Annotated in this window: 15 protein-coding genes; 7 read left to right on the top strand and 8 right to left on the bottom strand. The window is 39.8% G+C overall.

The genetic code is table 11. The features are described from left to right. Positions 1 to 5 precede the first annotated feature (5 nt). From I7X29_RS09820 to metG, 4 genes are all read left to right on the top strand, one after another. Positions 6 to 632, top strand: coding sequence for a rhomboid family intramembrane serine protease (locus tag I7X29_RS09820; RefSeq protein ID WP_198474395.1), 627 nt, complete (start codon positions 6 to 8; stop codon positions 630 to 632). A gap of 31 nt (positions 633 to 663) precedes the next feature. Beyond that, on the top strand, positions 664 to 1,479 hold the full coding sequence (locus I7X29_RS09825; RefSeq protein WP_198474397.1) for a hypothetical protein: 816 nt from the start codon (positions 664 to 666) through the stop codon (positions 1,477 to 1,479). Positions 1,480 to 1,611: 132 nt separating this feature from the next. Continuing rightward, on the top strand, positions 1,612 to 4,341 hold the full coding sequence (locus tag I7X29_RS09830) for a PD-(D/E)XK nuclease family protein (RefSeq protein ID WP_198474399.1): 2,730 nt from the start codon (positions 1,612 to 1,614) through the stop codon (positions 4,339 to 4,341). 75 nt (positions 4,342 to 4,416) lie between these two features. Beyond that, positions 4,417 to 6,483, top strand: a complete 2,067-nt coding sequence (gene metG / locus I7X29_RS09835; RefSeq protein ID WP_198474401.1) for a methionine--tRNA ligase — start codon at positions 4,417 to 4,419, stop codon at positions 6,481 to 6,483. 79 nt (positions 6,484 to 6,562) lie between these two features. Here the strand turns inward: metG and serC are convergent, their stop codons facing one another. Genes serC through I7X29_RS09850 form a run of 3 tightly spaced genes read right to left on the bottom strand, consistent with a single transcriptional unit; the run spans position 6,563 to position 8,885 of the window. Beyond that, on the bottom strand, positions 6,563 to 7,624 hold the full coding sequence (serC, locus tag I7X29_RS09840) for a 3-phosphoserine/phosphohydroxythreonine transaminase (protein WP_198474403.1): 1,062 nt from the start codon (positions 7,622 to 7,624) through the stop codon (positions 6,563 to 6,565). After that, complete coding sequence (locus I7X29_RS09845) at positions 7,611 to 8,576, bottom strand: D-2-hydroxyacid dehydrogenase (protein ID WP_198467086.1); 966 nt, start codon at positions 8,574 to 8,576, stop codon at positions 7,611 to 7,613. Before I7X29_RS09845 ends, serC begins: the two co-directional genes overlap by 14 nt. A gap of 27 nt (positions 8,577 to 8,603) precedes the next feature. Further along, entirely contained in the window at positions 8,604 to 8,885 is a 282-nt protein-coding gene (locus tag I7X29_RS09850) for a GNAT family N-acetyltransferase (RefSeq protein ID WP_009412912.1), read from the bottom strand. 152 nt (positions 8,886 to 9,037) lie between these two features. On the opposite strand from I7X29_RS09850, the gene I7X29_RS09855 reads away from it, so the two are divergent. Further along, a complete protein-coding gene (locus I7X29_RS09855; RefSeq protein ID WP_198467087.1) occupies positions 9,038 to 9,709 on the top strand; it encodes an alpha/beta fold hydrolase in 672 nt (223 codons plus the stop codon). Positions 9,710 to 9,712: 3 nt separating this feature from the next. On the opposite strand, the gene mraY is transcribed toward I7X29_RS09855, so the two are convergent. Then, entirely contained in the window at positions 9,713 to 10,951 is a 1,239-nt protein-coding gene (gene mraY, locus I7X29_RS09860) for a phospho-N-acetylmuramoyl-pentapeptide-transferase (RefSeq protein WP_088594705.1), read from the bottom strand. A gap of 163 nt (positions 10,952 to 11,114) precedes the next feature. After that, a complete protein-coding gene (locus I7X29_RS09865; protein WP_198467088.1) occupies positions 11,115 to 11,813 on the bottom strand; it encodes a hypothetical protein in 699 nt (232 codons plus the stop codon). Between the two features lie 145 nt (positions 11,814 to 11,958). Between I7X29_RS09865 and I7X29_RS09870 the strand changes: the two genes are divergently transcribed. Both I7X29_RS09870 and I7X29_RS09875 read left to right on the top strand, forming a co-directional pair. Further along, positions 11,959 to 13,215, top strand: coding sequence for an ABC transporter permease (locus I7X29_RS09870; protein WP_198467089.1), 1,257 nt, complete (start codon positions 11,959 to 11,961; stop codon positions 13,213 to 13,215). Then, positions 13,190 to 13,639, top strand: a complete 450-nt coding sequence (locus I7X29_RS09875) for an acyl-CoA thioesterase (protein WP_198467090.1) — start codon at positions 13,190 to 13,192, stop codon at positions 13,637 to 13,639. The genes I7X29_RS09870 and I7X29_RS09875 overlap by 26 nt, the downstream gene beginning before the upstream one ends. Positions 13,640 to 13,681: 42 nt before the next feature. On the opposite strand, the gene I7X29_RS09880 is transcribed toward I7X29_RS09875, so the two are convergent. From I7X29_RS09880 to I7X29_RS09890, 3 genes are all read right to left on the bottom strand, one after another. Next, a complete protein-coding gene (locus I7X29_RS09880; protein WP_198467091.1) occupies positions 13,682 to 14,992 on the bottom strand; it encodes a phenylacetate--CoA ligase family protein in 1,311 nt (436 codons plus the stop codon). 80 nt (positions 14,993 to 15,072) lie between these two features. Further along, positions 15,073 to 17,076 carry a hypothetical protein gene (locus I7X29_RS09885; RefSeq protein ID WP_198467092.1) on the bottom strand — a complete coding sequence of 668 codons (2,004 nt, stop codon included), beginning with the start codon at positions 17,074 to 17,076 and terminating at the stop codon, positions 15,073 to 15,075. Between the two features lie 80 nt (positions 17,077 to 17,156). Beyond that, positions 17,157 to 18,410 carry an NAD(P)/FAD-dependent oxidoreductase gene (locus tag I7X29_RS09890; RefSeq protein ID WP_198467093.1) on the bottom strand — a complete coding sequence of 418 codons (1,254 nt, stop codon included), beginning with the start codon at positions 18,408 to 18,410 and terminating at the stop codon, positions 17,157 to 17,159. Between the last annotated feature and the right edge of the window lie 25 nt (positions 18,411 to 18,435).

The following is an 18,435-nucleotide window of genomic DNA, read 5'->3' on the forward strand; positions in this document are numbered from 1 at the left end:
AACTTATGAATATCACTTTTATCATTATTCTTGTTGCTACAATTGCAATAAGTTATCACGGTTTCAACAACCCTACTTTCTTCAACCGCTACAAATTTAATGTAGGAGCGGTGCAAAAAGGCGATTATGTGCGTCTGTTATCTTCTGGTTTCCTCCATGCCGATTGGCAACATCTCATTCTTAATATGGTTTCACTCTATTTCTTTCAAGATGTGATTATCGGTTCTATGGGTAACCTACTATTCTTGCTCATCTATTTTGGCTCAATGCTACTGGGGAGTATCTTTAGTTTGCGTATCTATAAACATCAACCCTATTACTCTGCCATAGGAGCTTCAGGAGCTGTATCGGGGATTATCTTTGCCGCTATTGCTCTATATCCTAAAACATTGAGTGTAAACTTCTTACCGGGTTGGCTCTTTGGAGCATTGTATTTTGGCTATTCGGTATTTATGATGTTCAACCCACAAAAAGGTGACAACTTAGGGCACGCAGCTCACTTAGGGGGGGCACTCTTTGGCTTAACGGTCGTAGTAGTTTATGCCCCTGAGATAGTGATACACCACGCTTTCTATTTGGGAGTTATGGCATTGCCTTTAGGCTATATGGGAGTGCGGTTGTTGAAAAAATGAGGAAATTAGAAAATGTGAAAATTAGAAAATTATGGGCTCTTCTATTATCTACATACTTCTTTTAATAGCAATTATTCTCACTTATTACTTTGTAAAGCGATTTCGCCCTCAATCAGGTATTTTTACTTATCTTATCACTTTTGCAATAGTATCCCCCATTACTTTGGCTGGAATATTGCTCCCTATAACTGTTTTTGAATATGTTAAAGACCTATACCAAAGTGAAATTTACAACGCTAAAATAGTAGATTTCACCTACGAAACGAGAGAGAGGAATGACGACGATGGTAACCATTACGAAATAACCGTAAAACTCCCTATTGTTCAGTTGGTCACAACTCAAGGAGATACGATTACAAAGGAAGTTGTGCATTACAATAGTTTATATTCCTACAAGGGGGAAGCAATGTATTGCAAAGTAAACTACAATCCCTCTACAGGAAATGTGTTTATAGCAGATAAAAGGGGATTCTATAAAATGCTATCAATAATGGTTTTCTTTGCCTTGTTTTTTGATTTTCTCCTTGTGGGAATTGTGCTTTATGCCTTGGGTAAAAATATGACGCGTTATAAGCAAATGTTGGGGATTGTACTTTTTCGTATCACTATTCCAATGGCAATACTTGGCTTTGCGGCAATCCTTTTGTTTGCTGCCTATGAAGAAAGTGATATGTCCTTATTTGCCAAAATAGCTTGTATTGGTTTTGGAGTACTCCTTTTATTAGCTTTTATAGGTTTAATAATACTATCCAACTCTAAAAACAAAAAGAGAAATAGAAAGAGAAATAACAACAACCATCAAAACAACCACCGCTCTCACCCATCTTTCTTAGAATTCAGAAATTAAAATATAAAAAACTTTATACAACGCCAATTTACAAATTGTCCCCTTTCAGGAAAGCTAACGAGTGCTCACTGTTAGGTATGTAGAGGACAAATTGTTAATTGTTAATTGTTAATTGTTAATTGTTAATTGATTATGAGTTATTTACAAGAAGTTATTACCGATGTTTTAGAAAACTATCCTGATAAGATAGACCGCCTTGTGTTCGTTACTACGGGAAAACGCCCTGCGCTCTTCCTCAAAAAACACTTTGCCGAGCAAGTAAGGCACGCTACAATTGCCCCTGAGTTCATAGGTATAGCCGACCTATTTACGCGTATTTCGGGGGTACAACCTATCAGTAACTTGCCTTTGCTTTTTGAGTTTTACGATTGCTACACAAAAACTTGTAAAGACACCCCCGATAGTTTTGAAGAGTTTCTCAGCTGGGGACAAACAGCCCTCAAAGATTTTAGCGAAATCGACCAATATTTGGTAAACCCCGATAAGATTTTTCCTTATATCCACGCCCTCAAAGAAGCCGAACACTGGTCGGGTATGGATGAGCTTAGTGAGATGCAGAAAAAGCACTTAGCTTTCTGGAATAGCCTCGGCGATTACTATTTCGCTCTCAACAACAAACTCACCGAAATGGGTAAAGGTTATGGCGGTTTCATCGCTAAAAAAGCTGTTGAAAAACTCCCCGAATACCTGCAAACACACAGCAATAGCATTCATATATTCGTCGGTTTCAACGCCCTTTCCAAAGCCGAACAGCACGTGATTCAATCTATATTAATGGATATAGGCGGTGAAATTTATTGGGATGGCGATACTTATTTTTTGAACAATCCTACTCACGATGCAGGGTTCTTCTTGCGCAAATATACTAACAGTTGGCGCTATTACCAAACCCATAAACCTAAGTTCATACAAAGCAATTACGAAAAAGAAAAAGAACTCTATCTCACGGGAGTACCCAAAAGCATCAATCAGGCACATAGTGTAGCCGAACTACTTAAAAACACTCCTTCAAATGAATTAGAAAAAACCGCCCTCATCATCGCTGATGAGAATCTGCTCATCCCCGTGCTACAAGCCGTACAACCCAAAACAAGTGTGAACATCACGATGGGCTACCCTTTGCAGCAAACGCCTCTCAACGACCTTTTTGTTGCCTATTTTCGATTGCATCTCTCCAAAAGTTTTTACCATAAAGATATACTGAACCTGCTCTCTCAACCTTTCTTGCACACCTTGCTAAAAGAAGAAGTAGTGCGCAATATTTCACAGCATATCAAAACGCACAACCTCACCTATATCACTCGTAAAAAGCTATTCGAGTCGGTAGATGAAACCGAACACGAAATGCTTACTTTGCTATTTCCCGATGCCAAAGGCAAAGCACTCATCACTACCCTTATCGACAATGCTATTACGCTTATCTATCGCCTAAAAGCACAAATCGACCCTGAAAGCAATACTCACCTACTCACTCAAGAGTATGCTTATCGTTTCTTTCAGTTATTCAATCAGTTGAAGCAGTTGCAAGAACAATACGGCTATATCGATTCGGTGAAAACACTTTATCATTTCTATTTAGATGTCTTACAGAAGAGTTCACTCAATTTCCGCGGTGAGCCTTTGGAAGGCTTGCAAGTGATGGGGGTGCTGGAAAGCCGTAGTTTGGATTTCGACCGCGTGATTATCACCTCAGTAAACGAAGGGGTACTTCCGTTAGGCAAAAGTGGTGATTCACTTATTCCTTACGATGTGAAACACGTGTTAGAACTGCCTACTTTCAAGGAACGAGATGCCGTGTATAGCTATAACTTCTACCGCATTTTGCAGCGCGCCAAGCAAGTACACTTGTTTTACGACACTGAGATGGACAGCCTGAAAAGCAAAGAGAAAAGTAGGTTTATCCTCCAATTGTTAGCTGAGAAAATCCCTACCCACAAGGTAATACACCAAATCAAAGCTCCTGAAGTATATCCAGCAGTACTGCGACCGCTCAACATCGAAAAAACAACCGCTGTAATCGATGCGCTAAAAACCCTTGCCGAGCAAGGCATTTCACCTTCAGCATTAACTACTTACATCCGCAATCCGCTCACTTTCTACGAGCAACAAGTACTGCACATATACGAAGAAAAAGAGGTAGAAGAAACTGTTGAAGCTCGTACTTTTGGAAATATCGTTCACGGTACTTTGGAAGATTTGTACACACCTTTCTTAAACGAAATACTCACTGAAGAGCACATCAAAAAAATGCAACTTTTGGTACTCCCTACTATCGAAAAACGCTTTGAAGAAGAGTACCGAAGTACTGATTTCAGAACGGGCAAAAACTGGCTCATCTTCAATGTGATAGAAAAGTACATACACAGTTTTTTAGCCTTAGAACTCAACGAAATAAAGAGTGGTACCGAAATTATTCCTCTGTATTTAGAACAGAAAATAAAGATACCTTTCCAAGCTCCTCACCTCCCCTTCCCTATCTATTTCAAGGGGATTATCGACCGTGTAGACAGACGCAATGGGGTGTTGCACATTATCGACTACAAAACGGGTATTGTAGAAGAAACCGATGTGCGCATCAAAGATTGGAATAACCTCATTACCGATATTAAGTACGGCAAAGCATTCCAGCTGCTCACTTATGCTTATATGATTACTAAGCACTTAAATATCAATGAAAAAATGATAGTTGCTAACCTATCATTCAAGCGTTTGCAAAAAGGTCTCTTGCCATTCCATACCTATTTCGACAAGGTAAAAGACTATGATGTAACCGCTCAAACTCTGGCTTTGTACAGTGAATACACCGAAGAACTATTGCGCGAAATCTTTGATATCAACACCCCTTTCTATGAAAAATACTAACAATTGACAAATTGACAAATTGGCTAATTGACAAATTATTCGTAATTTTGCGACTTGTAATTCAAAACTCAAAAAATGTCTAAACGTTATACCATTACAGCGGCTTTACCCTATACCAATGGACCTATCCACATTGGTCACTTGGCGGGAGTATATGTGCCCGCCGATATTTTTGCACGCTATCAACGATTGAAAAACAACGATGTAGCCTTTATTTGCGGAAGTGATGAACACGGAGTAGCAATCTCTATTAAAGCTAAAAAAGAAGGTACTACCCCTCAGGCTATTATCGATAAATACCACGCAATTATCAAGCAATCATTTGCCGATTTTGGCATTTCATTCGATAATTATTCGCGCACTTCTGCCCCTATTCATCACCAAACAGCTTCCGATTTCTTCAAAAAACTATATGAACAAGGTGATTTTATCGAAGAAATATCCGAACAACTCTACGACGAAGAAGCGCATCAATTCCTTGCCGACCGCTTTGTGATTGGTACTTGCCCAAAATGTGGCAACCCCGAGGCTTATGGCGACCAATGTGAGCGTTGTGGTAGTTCGCTCAACGCTACCGACCTTATCGACCCTAAATCGTCAATCACTGGTAGCAAACCTACGCTAAAAGCTACCAAACACTGGTTTTTGCCCCTCAATCGCTACCAAGAGTTTTTGGAAAAATGGATATTAGAAGGTCACAAATCCGATTGGAAACCTAATGTATATGGGCAGGTGAAAAGTTGGTTAGATGACGAACTCAAACCGCGTGCTGTAACCCGCGACCTCGATTGGGGAATTCCCGTACCCATAGAAGGTGCTGATGGTAAAGTGCTCTACGTGTGGTTTGATGCGCCTATCGGTTATATCTCATCTACTAAAGAATGGGCTGAACGCGAAGGCAAAGATTGGCGTCCTTATTGGCAAGATAAAAACACTGAATTAGTGCACTTCATAGGAAAAGATAACATCGTATTCCACTGCATTATCTTTCCCGCAATGCTCAAAGCCGAAGGCAGCTATATATTGCCTACTAACGTGCCTGCCAATGAGTTTCTCAACTTAGAAGGCAACAAACTCTCTACCTCTAAAAACTGGGCAGTGTGGTTACACGAGTACTTGCAAGATTTTCCTAATCAGCAAGATGTATTGCGCTATGCCCTTACCGCCAACGCTCCTGAAACCAAAGACAACGACTTTACGTGGAAAGACTTCCAAGCGCGCAACAACAACGAGCTTGTAGCTATCTTTGGAAATTTTATCAATCGCGTGGCTGTGCTAACGCAGAAATATTACGAAGGAGTTATACCTGCTGCAGGAGAATTCAACGACATAGATTCCGAAACACTTCGCCAAATCACAGAACTTACCGAGAAAATAGAACAATCATTAGAGCGCTACCGTTTCCGTGAAGCTCAACAAGAACTGATGAATATGGCGCGTTTAGGCAATAAGTATTTAGCCGATGAAGAGCCTTGGAAACTCATCAAAACCGACCCTGAACGCGTAAAAACAGTAATGTATGTCGCTTTGCAAATTGCCACTGCTTTGGCAGTTGCCAGCGAACCTTTCTTGCCTTTCACATCCGAGAAACTGAAACGTATGTTGCAATTGGGCGCTATCACTTGGGAGAACCTAAAAACAAATGCCACCGAATTGCTAAAAGCAGGACATCGCATTGGTACTGCGGAACTTCTTTTTGAAAAAATTGAAGATACTGCTATCGAAAAACAATTACAGCGTTTAGAAAATACCAAATTAGCTAACAAACAAGAAGCGCAAGCCAATACCGAAGTAACTGTTGCTCCACAAAAAGAACTCATCAGTTACGATGATTTTGCAAAAATGGACATTCGTATTGGTACTATTTTAGAAGCTGAGAAAATGCCTAAAGCTGATAAACTTCTTATCTTAAAAGTAGATACGGGCATCGACCAGCGCACTATCGTCTCAGGAATTGCGCAAAGTTTTGCTCCTGAAGAGATTATTGGCAAAAAAGTAACCGTATTGGTAAACCTTGCTCCTCGCAAACTACGCGGTGTAGAAAGTCAAGGAATGATACTAATGGTAGAGAATAGTGAAGGCAAATACACCTTCATCAACCCTGATATCGAAGGCATTGCCAATGGTACTGAAGTGAAATAAGTTTTTTCATTAAATAAAAAGCCCCCAAGAGTATTTGCTCTTTGGGGGCTCTTTTATTGTTTCAACTAAAAAAAATGTATTACGCTGTGCGTTCAAATTCTTTGAGTACATCCACTAATACTTGTACGCTTTCTAAAGGCAAAGCATTGTAGATAGAAGCGCGATAGCCTCCTACGCTGCGGTGCCCTTTTATCCCACTGATATTGGCTTCTTTACACAAAGTATCAAAGCGTTCTTTGGTGTTTTCGTCAGTGAGGTTGAACACTACATTCATTAGAGAGCGATCTTCTTTGTTAGCATAGCCTACTACTAATGGGTTGCGGTCGATTTCTCCATAAAGCAAATCGGCTTTAGCTTGGTTGCGTTTGCCTAAAGCTTGCAATCCACCTTGTGCTTGTATCCACTCGAGTACCAATAGGTTTACATATACTGCAAAAGTAGAAGGTGTATTGTACATACTATCGTTTTTGATATGCAACTGATAGTCCATCATTGAAGGTAGTTTACGGCTTACCTTCCCCAATATATCCTTCTTCACAATCACCAAAGTAGACCCTGAAGCGCCTAAATTCTTCTGTGAACCTGCATAAATTAAACTGAATTGCTTGTAGTCTAACGGACGTGAGAAAATATCGGAACTCATATCGGCTACCAAAGGAATATCAGTTTGTGGCAAGCTGTGAAATTCGGTGCCATAAATTGTATTATTGGTAGTGATGTGCAGATAGTTAGCATCTGTAGGGACAGTCACATTTTTTGGAATGTACTTATAACCATCGGCTTTAGAGGAAGCAATTACTTCGGCATTACCAAAGAGAGCAGCTTCTTTTTGTGCTTTGTTAGCCCAAGTACCTGTATCTATATAAGCAGCTTTGGTTTCGAGGAGGTTGTAAGGTACCATCAAGAATTGGATACTAGCACCTCCTTGCAAGAAGAGTGTAGTGTACGAATTGTCCAATCCGGCGATTTCCAATGCCAATGCACGAGCGCGTTCTATCACACGTACAAACTCTGGACTGCGGTGAGATATTTCTACTACTGATAAGCCAGTTCCTTCAAAGTCTAACAAGGCCTGAGAGGCTTTTTGGAATACCTCAGGTGCTAAGATAGAGGGACCAGCGCTAAAATTATGCTTTTTCATTTTGTTTGTGTTCAGCCTTATATTTTACTATAAAATCTTCAACTTGGCGTTTGAGGGTACGCCATAATTTATCTTGTGCGTACTCACTTGCCCAAGCTACGTGAGGGGTATAAATCACACGAGGGTGGTCGGTTATTTTTAGAAGAGGATCAGTAGCCAAAGGAGGTTCACTTTCAAACACATCGGTAGCAAAGCCCATAATACGGTTACTTTCGATAGCTTCGTATACTGCTTGAGGATCGACTATTGCCCCACGTGCCATATTGATGAGCAACGGTTTTTTGCGAAGTTTAGACACAAACTCTTCATTTACTAAATGTTTAGTTTCAGGGGTAAGCGGGCAGTTGAGGGAGATAATATCACTCTGTGCTAATACCTTATCAAAATCAGTATATTCTTTGCTGCGTGGTACTCTGCCTTGTCGTTCAGCCCATAGCACTTTCATACCAAAGGCTTCAGCTACTTTGCTAATAGCTTTACCGATATTACCTACGCCTATGATTCCTAAGGTTTTGCCGTGCAGTTCAAACACTGGAGGCTCAGTAAGACAAAAGCGACCATCTTTTTGCCAAGTGCCATCGCTTACATTTGCGTGATAGGTTTTGAGAGAGCGCATAGCTGAAAGCAACATCATAAAAAAGTGTTCAGTAACACTCTCGGTAGAGTAGCCAGCTACATTTTTCACTTCTATGCCCAATGCTTTGGCCGCTTCTTTATCGATATTATCCATACCAGTAGCGGTGAGGTGAATGAGCTTGAGGTTAGGCAGCTGCCTGAGGATACTCTCATCGAGTTTCACCTTGTTTACGATAGCTATATCAGCAGGTTTAAGGCGTTGAACAATTTCGTCGGGGGCAGTTTTTTGGAATGCGACCCATTGTACTACCCCTTTAGGAATATCCACATCTATACGCTCGGAGAGCGTATTGCGGTCTAAAAATACGGCTTTCATATAATTGACAATTAATGATTAACAACTTTATATTCGGATGCCAGCGGGTAATACATCTTTATATTCCTTATTGCGTTTAAAAAAAGCTATAGCTACAGGACATACAGGCACAACCCTATATTTTTTTTGAGCTACCAGCGCTAAGACCCCTTTGAAGAACTCATCAATAAGGGCTTCATCGGTTGCTTCGGGCAATAAGGTTTTGGTAAAGAATATTTTGCGCTCTTGTATAGCGTAGTCTACAAAGGCAAGTTCACCATTGATTTTGGCTTGGTACTGGCGTGAGAATTCACTGTCTATTACTTCCATTGTATTGCGTTTTTTAGTTTTTCAATTAGTAATATGTATTATTCAACAAAAAGTTGTAACTTTGCTTTTGTTAGGAAAGAGATAAGAGGTAAGGTTCTTACCAAATTATTTCGCTGCAAAGTTACTAATTTTTCGTAAAAAAACAATATCAAATGAATATAAAAGATAATCTTTCTATTTATTTAATGCCTGGAATGGCTGCCAGCCCTAAGATTTTTGAGCATTTACAATTCCCGAACAACTATCGCGTGCATTTATTAGACTGGATTACGCCTGAAAAAAACGAGAGTTTGGCGCACTATGCAGGACGTATTGCTGAAGAAATTACTGATCCGTCGCCAGTGCTATTGGGGGTATCGTTTGGAGGGATTATCGTACAAGAAATTGCTAAACAACACAACAATTATAGGAAGTTGGTAGTTATATCGAGCGTAAAAACACAATACGAACTACCTAAGAAAATGCTTTTAGCGCGCTATACAAATTTGCATAAGTTATTACCTACACGCACTATTAGCAATTTAGAATTTTGGAAGCGATTTTCATTTTCTGAGGTGCTGAGCAAGCGCATAGCCTTATACGAAAAGTACATCGGGATGCGTTCGCCTGCTTACCTTGATTGGTCGATAGATCGCATTGTGAATTGGCAACAAAAAGAGCCTTTACCTCGCACGATTCACATTCACGGTGACAAAGACCCTGTTTTTCCTATTCAGTATATAAAAAATGCCGTTGTAGTAAAGAACGGCACTCATATTATGATTATCAATCGGTATAAATGGTTTAACGAGAATCTAATTCCACAATTAGCAATTGAGGATTGAAGATTATCTAATTTTCAGTGTTACTATACTGATAACTGCTAAAAAGATACCTACAATAAGGAAACGCATTACAATTTTGCTTTCGTGATAGCCTCTTTTTTGATAATGGTGATGCAAAGGCGACATCAAAAAGATGCGTTTGCCCTCGCCATATTTTTTCTTCGTATATTTAAAATAGGCTACTTGTAGTATCACCGATAAGTTTTCAATTAGGAAAATGCCGCAAAGTACAGGAATGAGCAATTCTTTGCGTACAGCGATAGCAATCACAGCGATGATGCCTCCTATGGTCAAACTACCCGTATCGCCCATAAACACTTGAGCAGGATAGGTGTTGTACCATAAGAAACCTACCAAAGCCCCTGCAAAAGCAGCGATGAACACCGTCATTTCTCCTACTCTTGGAATATACATAATATTGAGGTATTCTGAGAAGATAATATTACCTGAAATCCAAGCAAAAATACCCAAAGTCAGGACTATAATTGCCGAGCTTCCCGCCGCCAGTCCGTCGATACCATCGGTAAGGTTTGCGCCGTTAGAAACAGCAGTAACAATGAGAATGACGATAGGGATAAAGATGAGCCACACATAGTGGTGATAGTTATCACCCGTCCACGCAATAAGGTCGGCATAGTCGAACTCGTTATTTTTTACAAATGGAATGGTAGTTTTAGTAGATTTTACTTCGGGGACGACCACATTATCGGTATTGTTTTGGGCAACTACTTCAGTACGTGCACGACCAATACCCGTTTTTTCATTTTTAATAGTTACATTGCTATTGAAATAAAGAGTTGCCCCTACGATAATCCCCAAGCCTACTTGTCCTAATACTTTAAAACGCCCTTTAAGACCCTCTTTATTTTTGCGGAAAGTTTTGATATAGTCGTCGATAAAGCCAATAGTTCCCATCCATACAGTTGTGATGATGAGGAGCAAGGTATAGACATTATCTAACTTTGCGAGGAGCAATACGGGAATGAGAGTTGCAAGGATGATGATAATCCCTCCCATTGTAGGTGTTCCTGCTTTTTCATTCTGACCGCTAAGACCTAAATCGCGCACCGTTTCGCCTATCTGTTTGCGTTGTAAGAAACTGATAATGCGTTTCCCATAAATAGTGGAAATCAGCAGAGAGAGCATCAAAGCCAAACCTGCACGAAACGACAAGTATTTATATAATCCCGACCCTGGAAAGTCGTAATATTTTTCAAGATTTTCTAGTAAATGGTATAACATTTTTCAATGAACAATTAACAATTAACAATTAAAATGGGGCTTCTCCTTATTTTACTTTTTCACCAAAAACGAAAATAACGCACCTTCTTATTTTACTTTTTCGCTAAAAACGAAAATAACGTATCTCCTTATTTTACTTTTACCTCAAAAACGAAAATAACAATTATTTTGTTATAATTACAATTTCACTATCACGTTTCTTTTTCTTTTTGCCTTCTGGAGCATTTACATCTATTTTTATAGTGTGTGCATCTATTTTTTGAATAAAAGGATGTTTGCCTTTTATTTTCTTTATTTTATTTTCAAAAACAAGGGTATTATTGAGCTCTATGTTGAACATTTTTTTCATTTGTGCAAGACGCTCTGCTTGTTCATCATCTTTTTTGGAATCGAAAACATTCATATCAATATGCAATTCTTTACCTTCCCATTTAAAAGATGGCAATTGCAGTGGAGTGTTTTTCTGCTTTCCTTTGTCTAAAATAGTAGTGATAGAAGCGAACTGTTTAGGAGGAAAATGACTAAAATGAAGTTCAAATCCCACTTCTTTATCGTCTTTAAACAGTCCTTTAATCATAGAGCGTTTGAACAAATCAGCCTCTTCTTCTGAGATAGAATCCTTACTACCTATATTTTTTTGAAAGTCATATACCGATTGCCATTCTTTAGAAAATTTGGGCATATTCACATTTCTCAGGCTATTTTCACCTTGTTTTGCTTTAGCTTCCATAGCGAGCATTTCGCTCATATCTAAGGTCATATCAGTGGAAATAGTTCCATCGTTATGAAAAGTGAATACATTAGTTACACTGCAAGACTGCAAGGTGATGAACGCTATAGCTAATAGAATAAATTTCTTCATTTGTTATATAAGTTTAAGAAAGCAGCAAATCAAGGCGCAAATGTACAAAATAATTATGAATGACGAAAAATTTTAGGAATTAGGATTTAGAAATTGGGAAATAATTGGCAAAATATCTGTATCTTTGCCCCCTATTCAAACCATTATGTTTCAATCTATAAAAAAAGAAGCCTTATTGCTGTTGCGCGATGTGGGGGCACTTATCATTCTCTTTGCAATGCCATTGCTATTGGTGGTAACCATTACGCTTTTGCAGGACGGGGCTTTTAAGAATATCAGTGAGCAGAAAACAGCTGTTCTGTTAGTGGACAACGATGGCGGTGAAATTGCCAAAAATATCAGTAAGAGCTTAGAAGGAAGTGCTTTCGAAATGGTGAAAACGCTGGACGGAAAACCTATAGGCGAAGCTATGGTACGTGAGCAGGTGCTGAAAGGCAACTACTTACTGGCTATTGTAATCCCTGCTGAACTCTCCTCTAGCTTGCAAACTAAAGTGCAACAGAATGTTGAGACGATTATCAGCACTTTTGCAGGCGAGACCGTAACGCCTACTGAAACGGCTTATACTACCAAAGAAATACGCCTCTATTTTGACCCTACTTTACAGACTTCGTTTAAAGAAAGTGTGAAGAGTGGCATTGACAAATTGCTATACCAAATAGAAAATCAGTATATTTATAAAGCCTTTGAGAGTCAGTTAGAGGAAGGAGTGAGTTTACCAAAAACTGAAGCATTAGTGAGTTTTAGAGAAATCAATCCTAATACGGCTACTGCTGCTATCCCCAACGCTACCCAGCACAACGTACCCGCGTGGGCTCTCTTTGCTATCTTCTTCATTACCATACCGCTATCGGCGAGTATTGTAAAGGAAAAAACACAAGGCACGGGACTCCGACTCTTCACGAGTCCCCTACCCTACTGGGCATTACTCACCGCTAAAATCATTGTTTTTCTGATGATTAGCTTACTACAATTCGCTTTGATGGTAGTAATGGGCGTGTTCGTATTTCCTTACTTAGGCTTACCAATGTTGGACGTGGGAGGTAAACTTTTACCCTTGCTGTTAGTCGCCATAGCCTCAGGACTTTCGGCAATAGGATTGGGGGTACTCTTAGGGACTTTAGCAAAAACACAAGAACAATCAGCGCCCTTGGGAGCTACCCTCACAGTGCTTTTTGCAGCCATTGGTGGTGTGTGGATACCTACCTTTGCAATGCCTCATATTATGCAATTGCTTTCTAATATTTCCCCTATGAACTGGGGATTACAAGCCTTCTACGAGGTATTACTAAGAGGAGGCTCTGCGAGTAGTTTGTTGCCTAAAATAGGAGCTTTACTGCTCTTTTTCATCACTTGTATTCTTATCTCTATTTATTATGACAAAGCCAAAAGAAACGTATAAACCTGCGAATTTATCTGAGAGTCTTATTATTACGGTACGCTTTAGCGAAACCGACCCGCTTGGTATTGTGTGGCACGGCAACTACATCAAATATTTTGAAGACGGACGAGAAGCGTTTGGCAGAAAATTCGGTATTTCTTACCTCGATGTAGAGCGCGAAGGCTATGCAACTCCTATTGTAAAAAGCGTATGCGAACACAAGAAAATGGTGCGCTATGGCGAACGCCTGCGTATTGAAACTCACTATATTCCCTCCAATGTAGCGAAACTCATCTTTCAGTATTTTATCTACAATGAAGCCAATGACTTGGTTTGTACAGGAGAAACTGTACAAGTGTTTACTTCTCTAAAAGATAATAGCTTATCGCTATATAAACCGACTTTCTATGAAGAATGGGAGAAAAAAATAACAAGTAACAGGTAACAATATACTACTGCTAATAGATTTTTTGTTTTCATATACAATTTAATTTAAGGGTTTGCGTTTATCTACAAATTTCATCGGTTTGCGACTGCCCAACGGATAGAGCTGTTGCTCGATGAGGGCTATATCACAGAACTCAATCTTAGGAACTACCCTGAGTTTAGCGCGGAAATGATGACTTATTTGCTCGCGAAGAGCTTCGGTAGGGGTTTTTGTCCCTATTTTGATAAGAATTTCATCGGTGAGGATATCATTGGTATTGATTTCTATAATGTAATTCTCTATGGTTTCAAACCCCGTAAGCAAATCCATTAGGGCTGGCGGGTAAAGAGTAGTTCCTTTGTATTTAATCATCTGCTGTTTGCGACCCAGTATAGGACTCACTCGTACCGTATGTCGCCCACACTTACAAGGGGTACTGTGCATCGCTACTATATCGCCTGTGCGAAAACGCAACAATGGCATACCTTCCACTCCCAAGGTAGTAATCGTGAGCTCGCCACTCTCACCATCGGGTACGGGGTGTCCTTCGTCGTCTAATACTTCAGTAATGATGAGCTCGGGGTGGTGATGCCCTCCGTGTTGGTACTCACACTCGGTGAAAGTAGTGCTCATCTCGGTAGAAGCATAAGTAGAGTAAAGTTGCAATCCCTGCCATTTTTCAGTAATCTTTTTCGCTAAGAGTGTAGGGCTAAAATCCTGATTGCGCAACGCCTCTCCTATACACACTACTCCCTTTACGGAAGAGGCGCGATAGTCGATACCATTCTTTTCGGCATATTCTATCATTTTCAGCACAAAAGAAGGCACTGCAATAAGGTATTTAGGTTCATACAATCGGATAGAATCCCATTGCAATTCAGGTATTCCTGCCCCTACCCTAATGATGCTCGCTCCCATTTGGCGTATGCCTAAGAAATAAGCCAAGCCTGCCATAAAACGGCGGTCGATAGTGGTCATCAGTTGGACTACATCGCCTTTTTGAATGCCTGCACAAGCCAATGAGATAGCTTCGTTGTACGCCAAACGGTCTAAATCCTTGTCGGTAAGACCGAAAGTAACAGGCGTTCCCATAGTACCTGAGGTAGAAGCATAGTCTACAATAGCAGTTTTAGGTACGCAGAGAAAAGCATCGTTCTCACGTTGCAAATCGTCTTTATGGGTTGTGGGTATTTTTTGTAAATCGGCAAGGGTGTGGATATCCTCTATACGGATATGGTGCTTGCGGAAGAGATTTTGATAAAAAACCGATTTTTCATTGAGATATTGCAATAGCTCTCGCAGTTTTTCTTCTTGAAAAGCTACAATCTCGGCTTCCGATTGGGTTTCTATGGTTGGAATAAGTGCACTCATTATTTTTGTTAATAAAACTTTGCCAAAGGTTCTAATGTCCGTGTGGCTCACACCTTTGGCAAAGTTGTATGTAAATTTCCTTATTTAAAAAGTCGTTTTAAGGAATTTAAGAATCCTTTTTCTACCACATCGATACCGATACCAAAGTTGCTATCAGCCATAGTGTGATAATCTTCACGGATAGGTTCTAATTTATGCAAAGGCAATTCGATATTTGTGAGCGGATTGTACTCTACAATCACCTTACCAGAGTTTTTAGTGATGAATTTTTGGGTTTTATGAGTAAAATACTCATTTTTGATATCACACTCTTGTACGGTGTATTTTTCCTTAGTATCGATATTTTCATCAGTTTTGAGTTCAATTTCATAACGTTCGCTATCGAAGTTGTGCCAGAAGCTCGCATCGCTGTGCTGGTGTTCACGAATACTATTTTTCAGCACACTACCATCGTAGTACATCAAGAAACGACGACCTTCGCTATCAATGAAGTAAGGTTGCTCAATAGTTGCTTCGTACTTCACTACAAATTCGTTTTCCACCTTGTCATCCTTTACTATTTGCAAGGTAGCATCTTTGAAAATCTCGCGGAAATCTTTGCCTTTGCGGTCATTTACATAGTTGAGTGCGTAGAACAAAGAGTTGTTCCAGCTGTCCAAACGTTCGTTTTTATTGCTCGACTTGAAGTAACTACGCATAGAATTAGCGCGATTATAACGATAAGTAGTAAGCAGTTGGATTTTACCTATATTGCCTTTGGCTTCTAAGGTAATGCGTTCATCTATACAAAAATCATCGAAATAAGTAGGTTTACGTACTTGTAGCTCTTGGTTAGGCAAGATTTCCATAAAGTGACAGAAAGAAATCACAGCGCGTTTCTCCAATCTACCAAACTCATTACGAGCGGTAGCGTCCACAAAGTACTCTTTCCCTTTATAGTTGATTTTCACTATCACGTGGTTGAACGAAAGCAATGAAGGGAGGTAGAACTGCATATAATAATCGGAATTGTAGTTCACCAATACCACTGAAGCCTCTACACCAAGATAGTTGAGTATAGATTTTAACAATACACATTTCGCCTTACAGTCACCTTGCTTATTTTGGTAAGTAAGTGCAGGCGCTTGAGGTTTGTGTCCGTTCATCTCATCGGCGTTGTACACGTAGTAGATATTGTTTTGCACAAACTCTATAGCGTATTGCAATTTCTCATCGAGGGTAGCCATACCATTGAGTTTCTCCACTAAATCAGGGGCAAAATCAGCGGGTTGCGCTTTGAATACCTCTTCGTAAAGCGGATAGATATAGTTAGACAAGTCTTTCCAAGTACTATCGGTAGCGAAATCTATAAAAGGGAAGATTTCGCGGTTAGGGTCTACTGGGTTGATGTAGTTTTCTTGTACTATTTCAAATGCCTCTCCTTGCGCTAAGTATTTCACCTGACTTGGGATTACGTTACCTTGCTCGTCGCGGAAGAACACATCTTTATAAGCTACGCGTTTGTTGCGATTGTTGATGAGCTTGAAGTGGTATTTGCCATACGCCCAATAAGTATCGGGGGTTACATATACGTACTTCATAAAGTCACGGCGCAAAAACTCTTTTTCAGTAAACACTTTTTCTTTGGTGTCTTCCAAAATGAGGATATCGTCGAGGTGAAGGTCTTTGATTGAGAAGTTCAGCTTTTTAGAACTGCTGATAATACCACGACCGCTTTGTCCTTCGTTATCCAATACTTTTATAGTGGTATCGGCAGTTTTATCAATGAGCTGACCATTGCGATACACACTAATACGATGGATGCTAAAGTACTCATTTTCCTCAAGTACCATATCGTACATAGAGGCACGTTCCAAGTTTTCGGGTTGAGTGAGGGTGTAAGCCATCAACGTATAATCGGAAGTACTATTATTATCTACTTTGCTGTATTTATGTAAGAAATAGCAGTAGTCACGTCCCTCATCAGTTTGTTCACGAGAGAAATCAGTTTCTACTAAAAGTTGTACCATTTCATTATCTGAAAGGGATTTAGCCCAATCAGGTGCTTCTGAGAAGCTGTATAGTTCTTTTTCTTCTGTTTGCACTTTTTTTGTTTAGAGTTTTTAAATTAAGAGTTATGAAAGGCGCAAAGGTAATACTTTTTTACTATTTAGCCAAAAAACACTTACGCTTCTTTCATTCCTAAGCCGTTATTGATTGCATACGCCATATTTTCGATGATATGCTTATGTTTGGCTACAAACGGATTGGTGGTATCCCATACATAACCCGCTAATACAGCACAGATTTTTTCTTTTACATCTTCATTACCTGGTTGATGGAAGAAAAGTGTTTGCAAATTACCTGTATACCACTCTTTTACGTAAGATGTGAACACATCGATACCACGTTGCATATAGTCGGTGTATTCTTTTTGCCAATCTACTTTTTCTCCCGCAAGTTCGCGTTTTACCAATTTAGCTGCCAACATACCTGATTCAGTTGCAAAAGCCACACCTGAGGAGAATACAGGGTCTAAGAACTCGGTGCTATTACCGGTGAGTACAAAGCCATTGCCAAAGAGTTTTTTCACTGAACAAGAATAGCTTTGTATCTTGTTAGGCTCAAATAGAAAATCGGAATGCTGGAAGCGCTCTCTGTAAAAATCTGAGGTTACGATAGCCTTACGCAAAGCTTCAGCAGTATCACCAGAAGCCGATAGACTATTGATGTAGTGCGTAGGCCCTACGACTCCTACACTGGTATTGCCATTAGAGAAAGGAATCACCCAGAGCCATACTTCTCTCTCTAAAATATCAAAAGAAATCAAAGTACCTTCTTCACCTACCGGGCGCACATTTTCTTCTTTGATATGCGTGAATATAGCAGAGTGGTCGTCTAATTTAGAAGGAGAATTCAAGTCTAACAAGCGAGGCAATACACGACCGTAGCCACTGGCATCTATTACGAATTTAGAGGTAATTTCATACACCTCTCGATTCTTGTCTTTAACAGTAGTAACTTGATGATCATCAAAAAACTGCACGTTCGTAACTTCAGTTTCAAAACTAAGAGGTACGCCTTTGCGGATGATTTCTTGAGCCAAAACATTATCGAAATCGGCGCGAGGTACTTGCCACGTCCAATCCCAACCTTTGCCGTATTTCTTACCAAAATCAAACTGGCATACTTGTTCTCCACGGATAAAACGAGCCCCCCATTTTACTTCATATTTTTGAGCTTCCAAGGCAGGCAAAAGTCCTGCTTCGTCAAAATGATCCATCACACGTGGAATAAGGCTCTCCCCTACTACCAAACGCGGAAATTTAGTTTTTTCTACTACGCGTACTTTTACGCCATTGTTATGCAAATAGGCAGCTGACACACAACCTGAAGGTCCTGCGCCTATTACTAATACATCAGTTACTTCTTTTTTCATAAAAACTTTTTTTTTAAAGCACGGG

This window comes from Capnocytophaga periodontitidis, assembly GCF_016126015.1.
In the GTDB taxonomy this organism is placed as follows: domain Bacteria; phylum Bacteroidota; class Bacteroidia; order Flavobacteriales; family Flavobacteriaceae; genus Capnocytophaga; species Capnocytophaga periodontitidis.

Coding starts and splice junctions, on each gene's coding strand:
- I7X29_RS09820 (WP_198474395.1), top strand. CDS start 6: ATGAATATCACTTTTATCATTATTCTTGTTGCTACAATTGCAATAAGT.
- I7X29_RS09825 (WP_198474397.1), top strand. CDS start 664: ATGGGCTCTTCTATTATCTACATACTTCTTTTAATAGCAATTATTCTC.
- I7X29_RS09830 (WP_198474399.1), top strand. CDS start 1,612: ATGAGTTATTTACAAGAAGTTATTACCGATGTTTTAGAAAACTATCCT.
- metG (WP_198474401.1), top strand. CDS start 4,417: ATGTCTAAACGTTATACCATTACAGCGGCTTTACCCTATACCAATGGA.
- serC (WP_198474403.1), bottom strand. CDS start 7,624: ATGAAAAAGCATAATTTTAGCGCTGGTCCCTCTATCTTAGCACCTGAG.
- I7X29_RS09845 (WP_198467086.1), bottom strand. CDS start 8,576: ATGAAAGCCGTATTTTTAGACCGCAATACGCTCTCCGAGCGTATAGAT.
- I7X29_RS09850 (WP_009412912.1), bottom strand. CDS start 8,885: ATGGAAGTAATAGACAGTGAATTCTCACGCCAGTACCAAGCCAAAATC.
- I7X29_RS09855 (WP_198467087.1), top strand. CDS start 9,038: ATGAATATAAAAGATAATCTTTCTATTTATTTAATGCCTGGAATGGCT.
- mraY (WP_088594705.1), bottom strand. CDS start 10,951: ATGTTATACCATTTACTAGAAAATCTTGAAAAATATTACGACTTTCCA.
- I7X29_RS09865 (WP_198467088.1), bottom strand. CDS start 11,813: ATGAAGAAATTTATTCTATTAGCTATAGCGTTCATCACCTTGCAGTCT.
- I7X29_RS09870 (WP_198467089.1), top strand. CDS start 11,959: ATGTTTCAATCTATAAAAAAAGAAGCCTTATTGCTGTTGCGCGATGTG.
- I7X29_RS09875 (WP_198467090.1), top strand. CDS start 13,190: ATGACAAAGCCAAAAGAAACGTATAAACCTGCGAATTTATCTGAGAGT.
- I7X29_RS09880 (WP_198467091.1), bottom strand. CDS start 14,992: ATGAGTGCACTTATTCCAACCATAGAAACCCAATCGGAAGCCGAGATT.
- I7X29_RS09890 (WP_198467093.1), bottom strand. CDS start 18,410: ATGAAAAAAGAAGTAACTGATGTATTAGTAATAGGCGCAGGACCTTCA.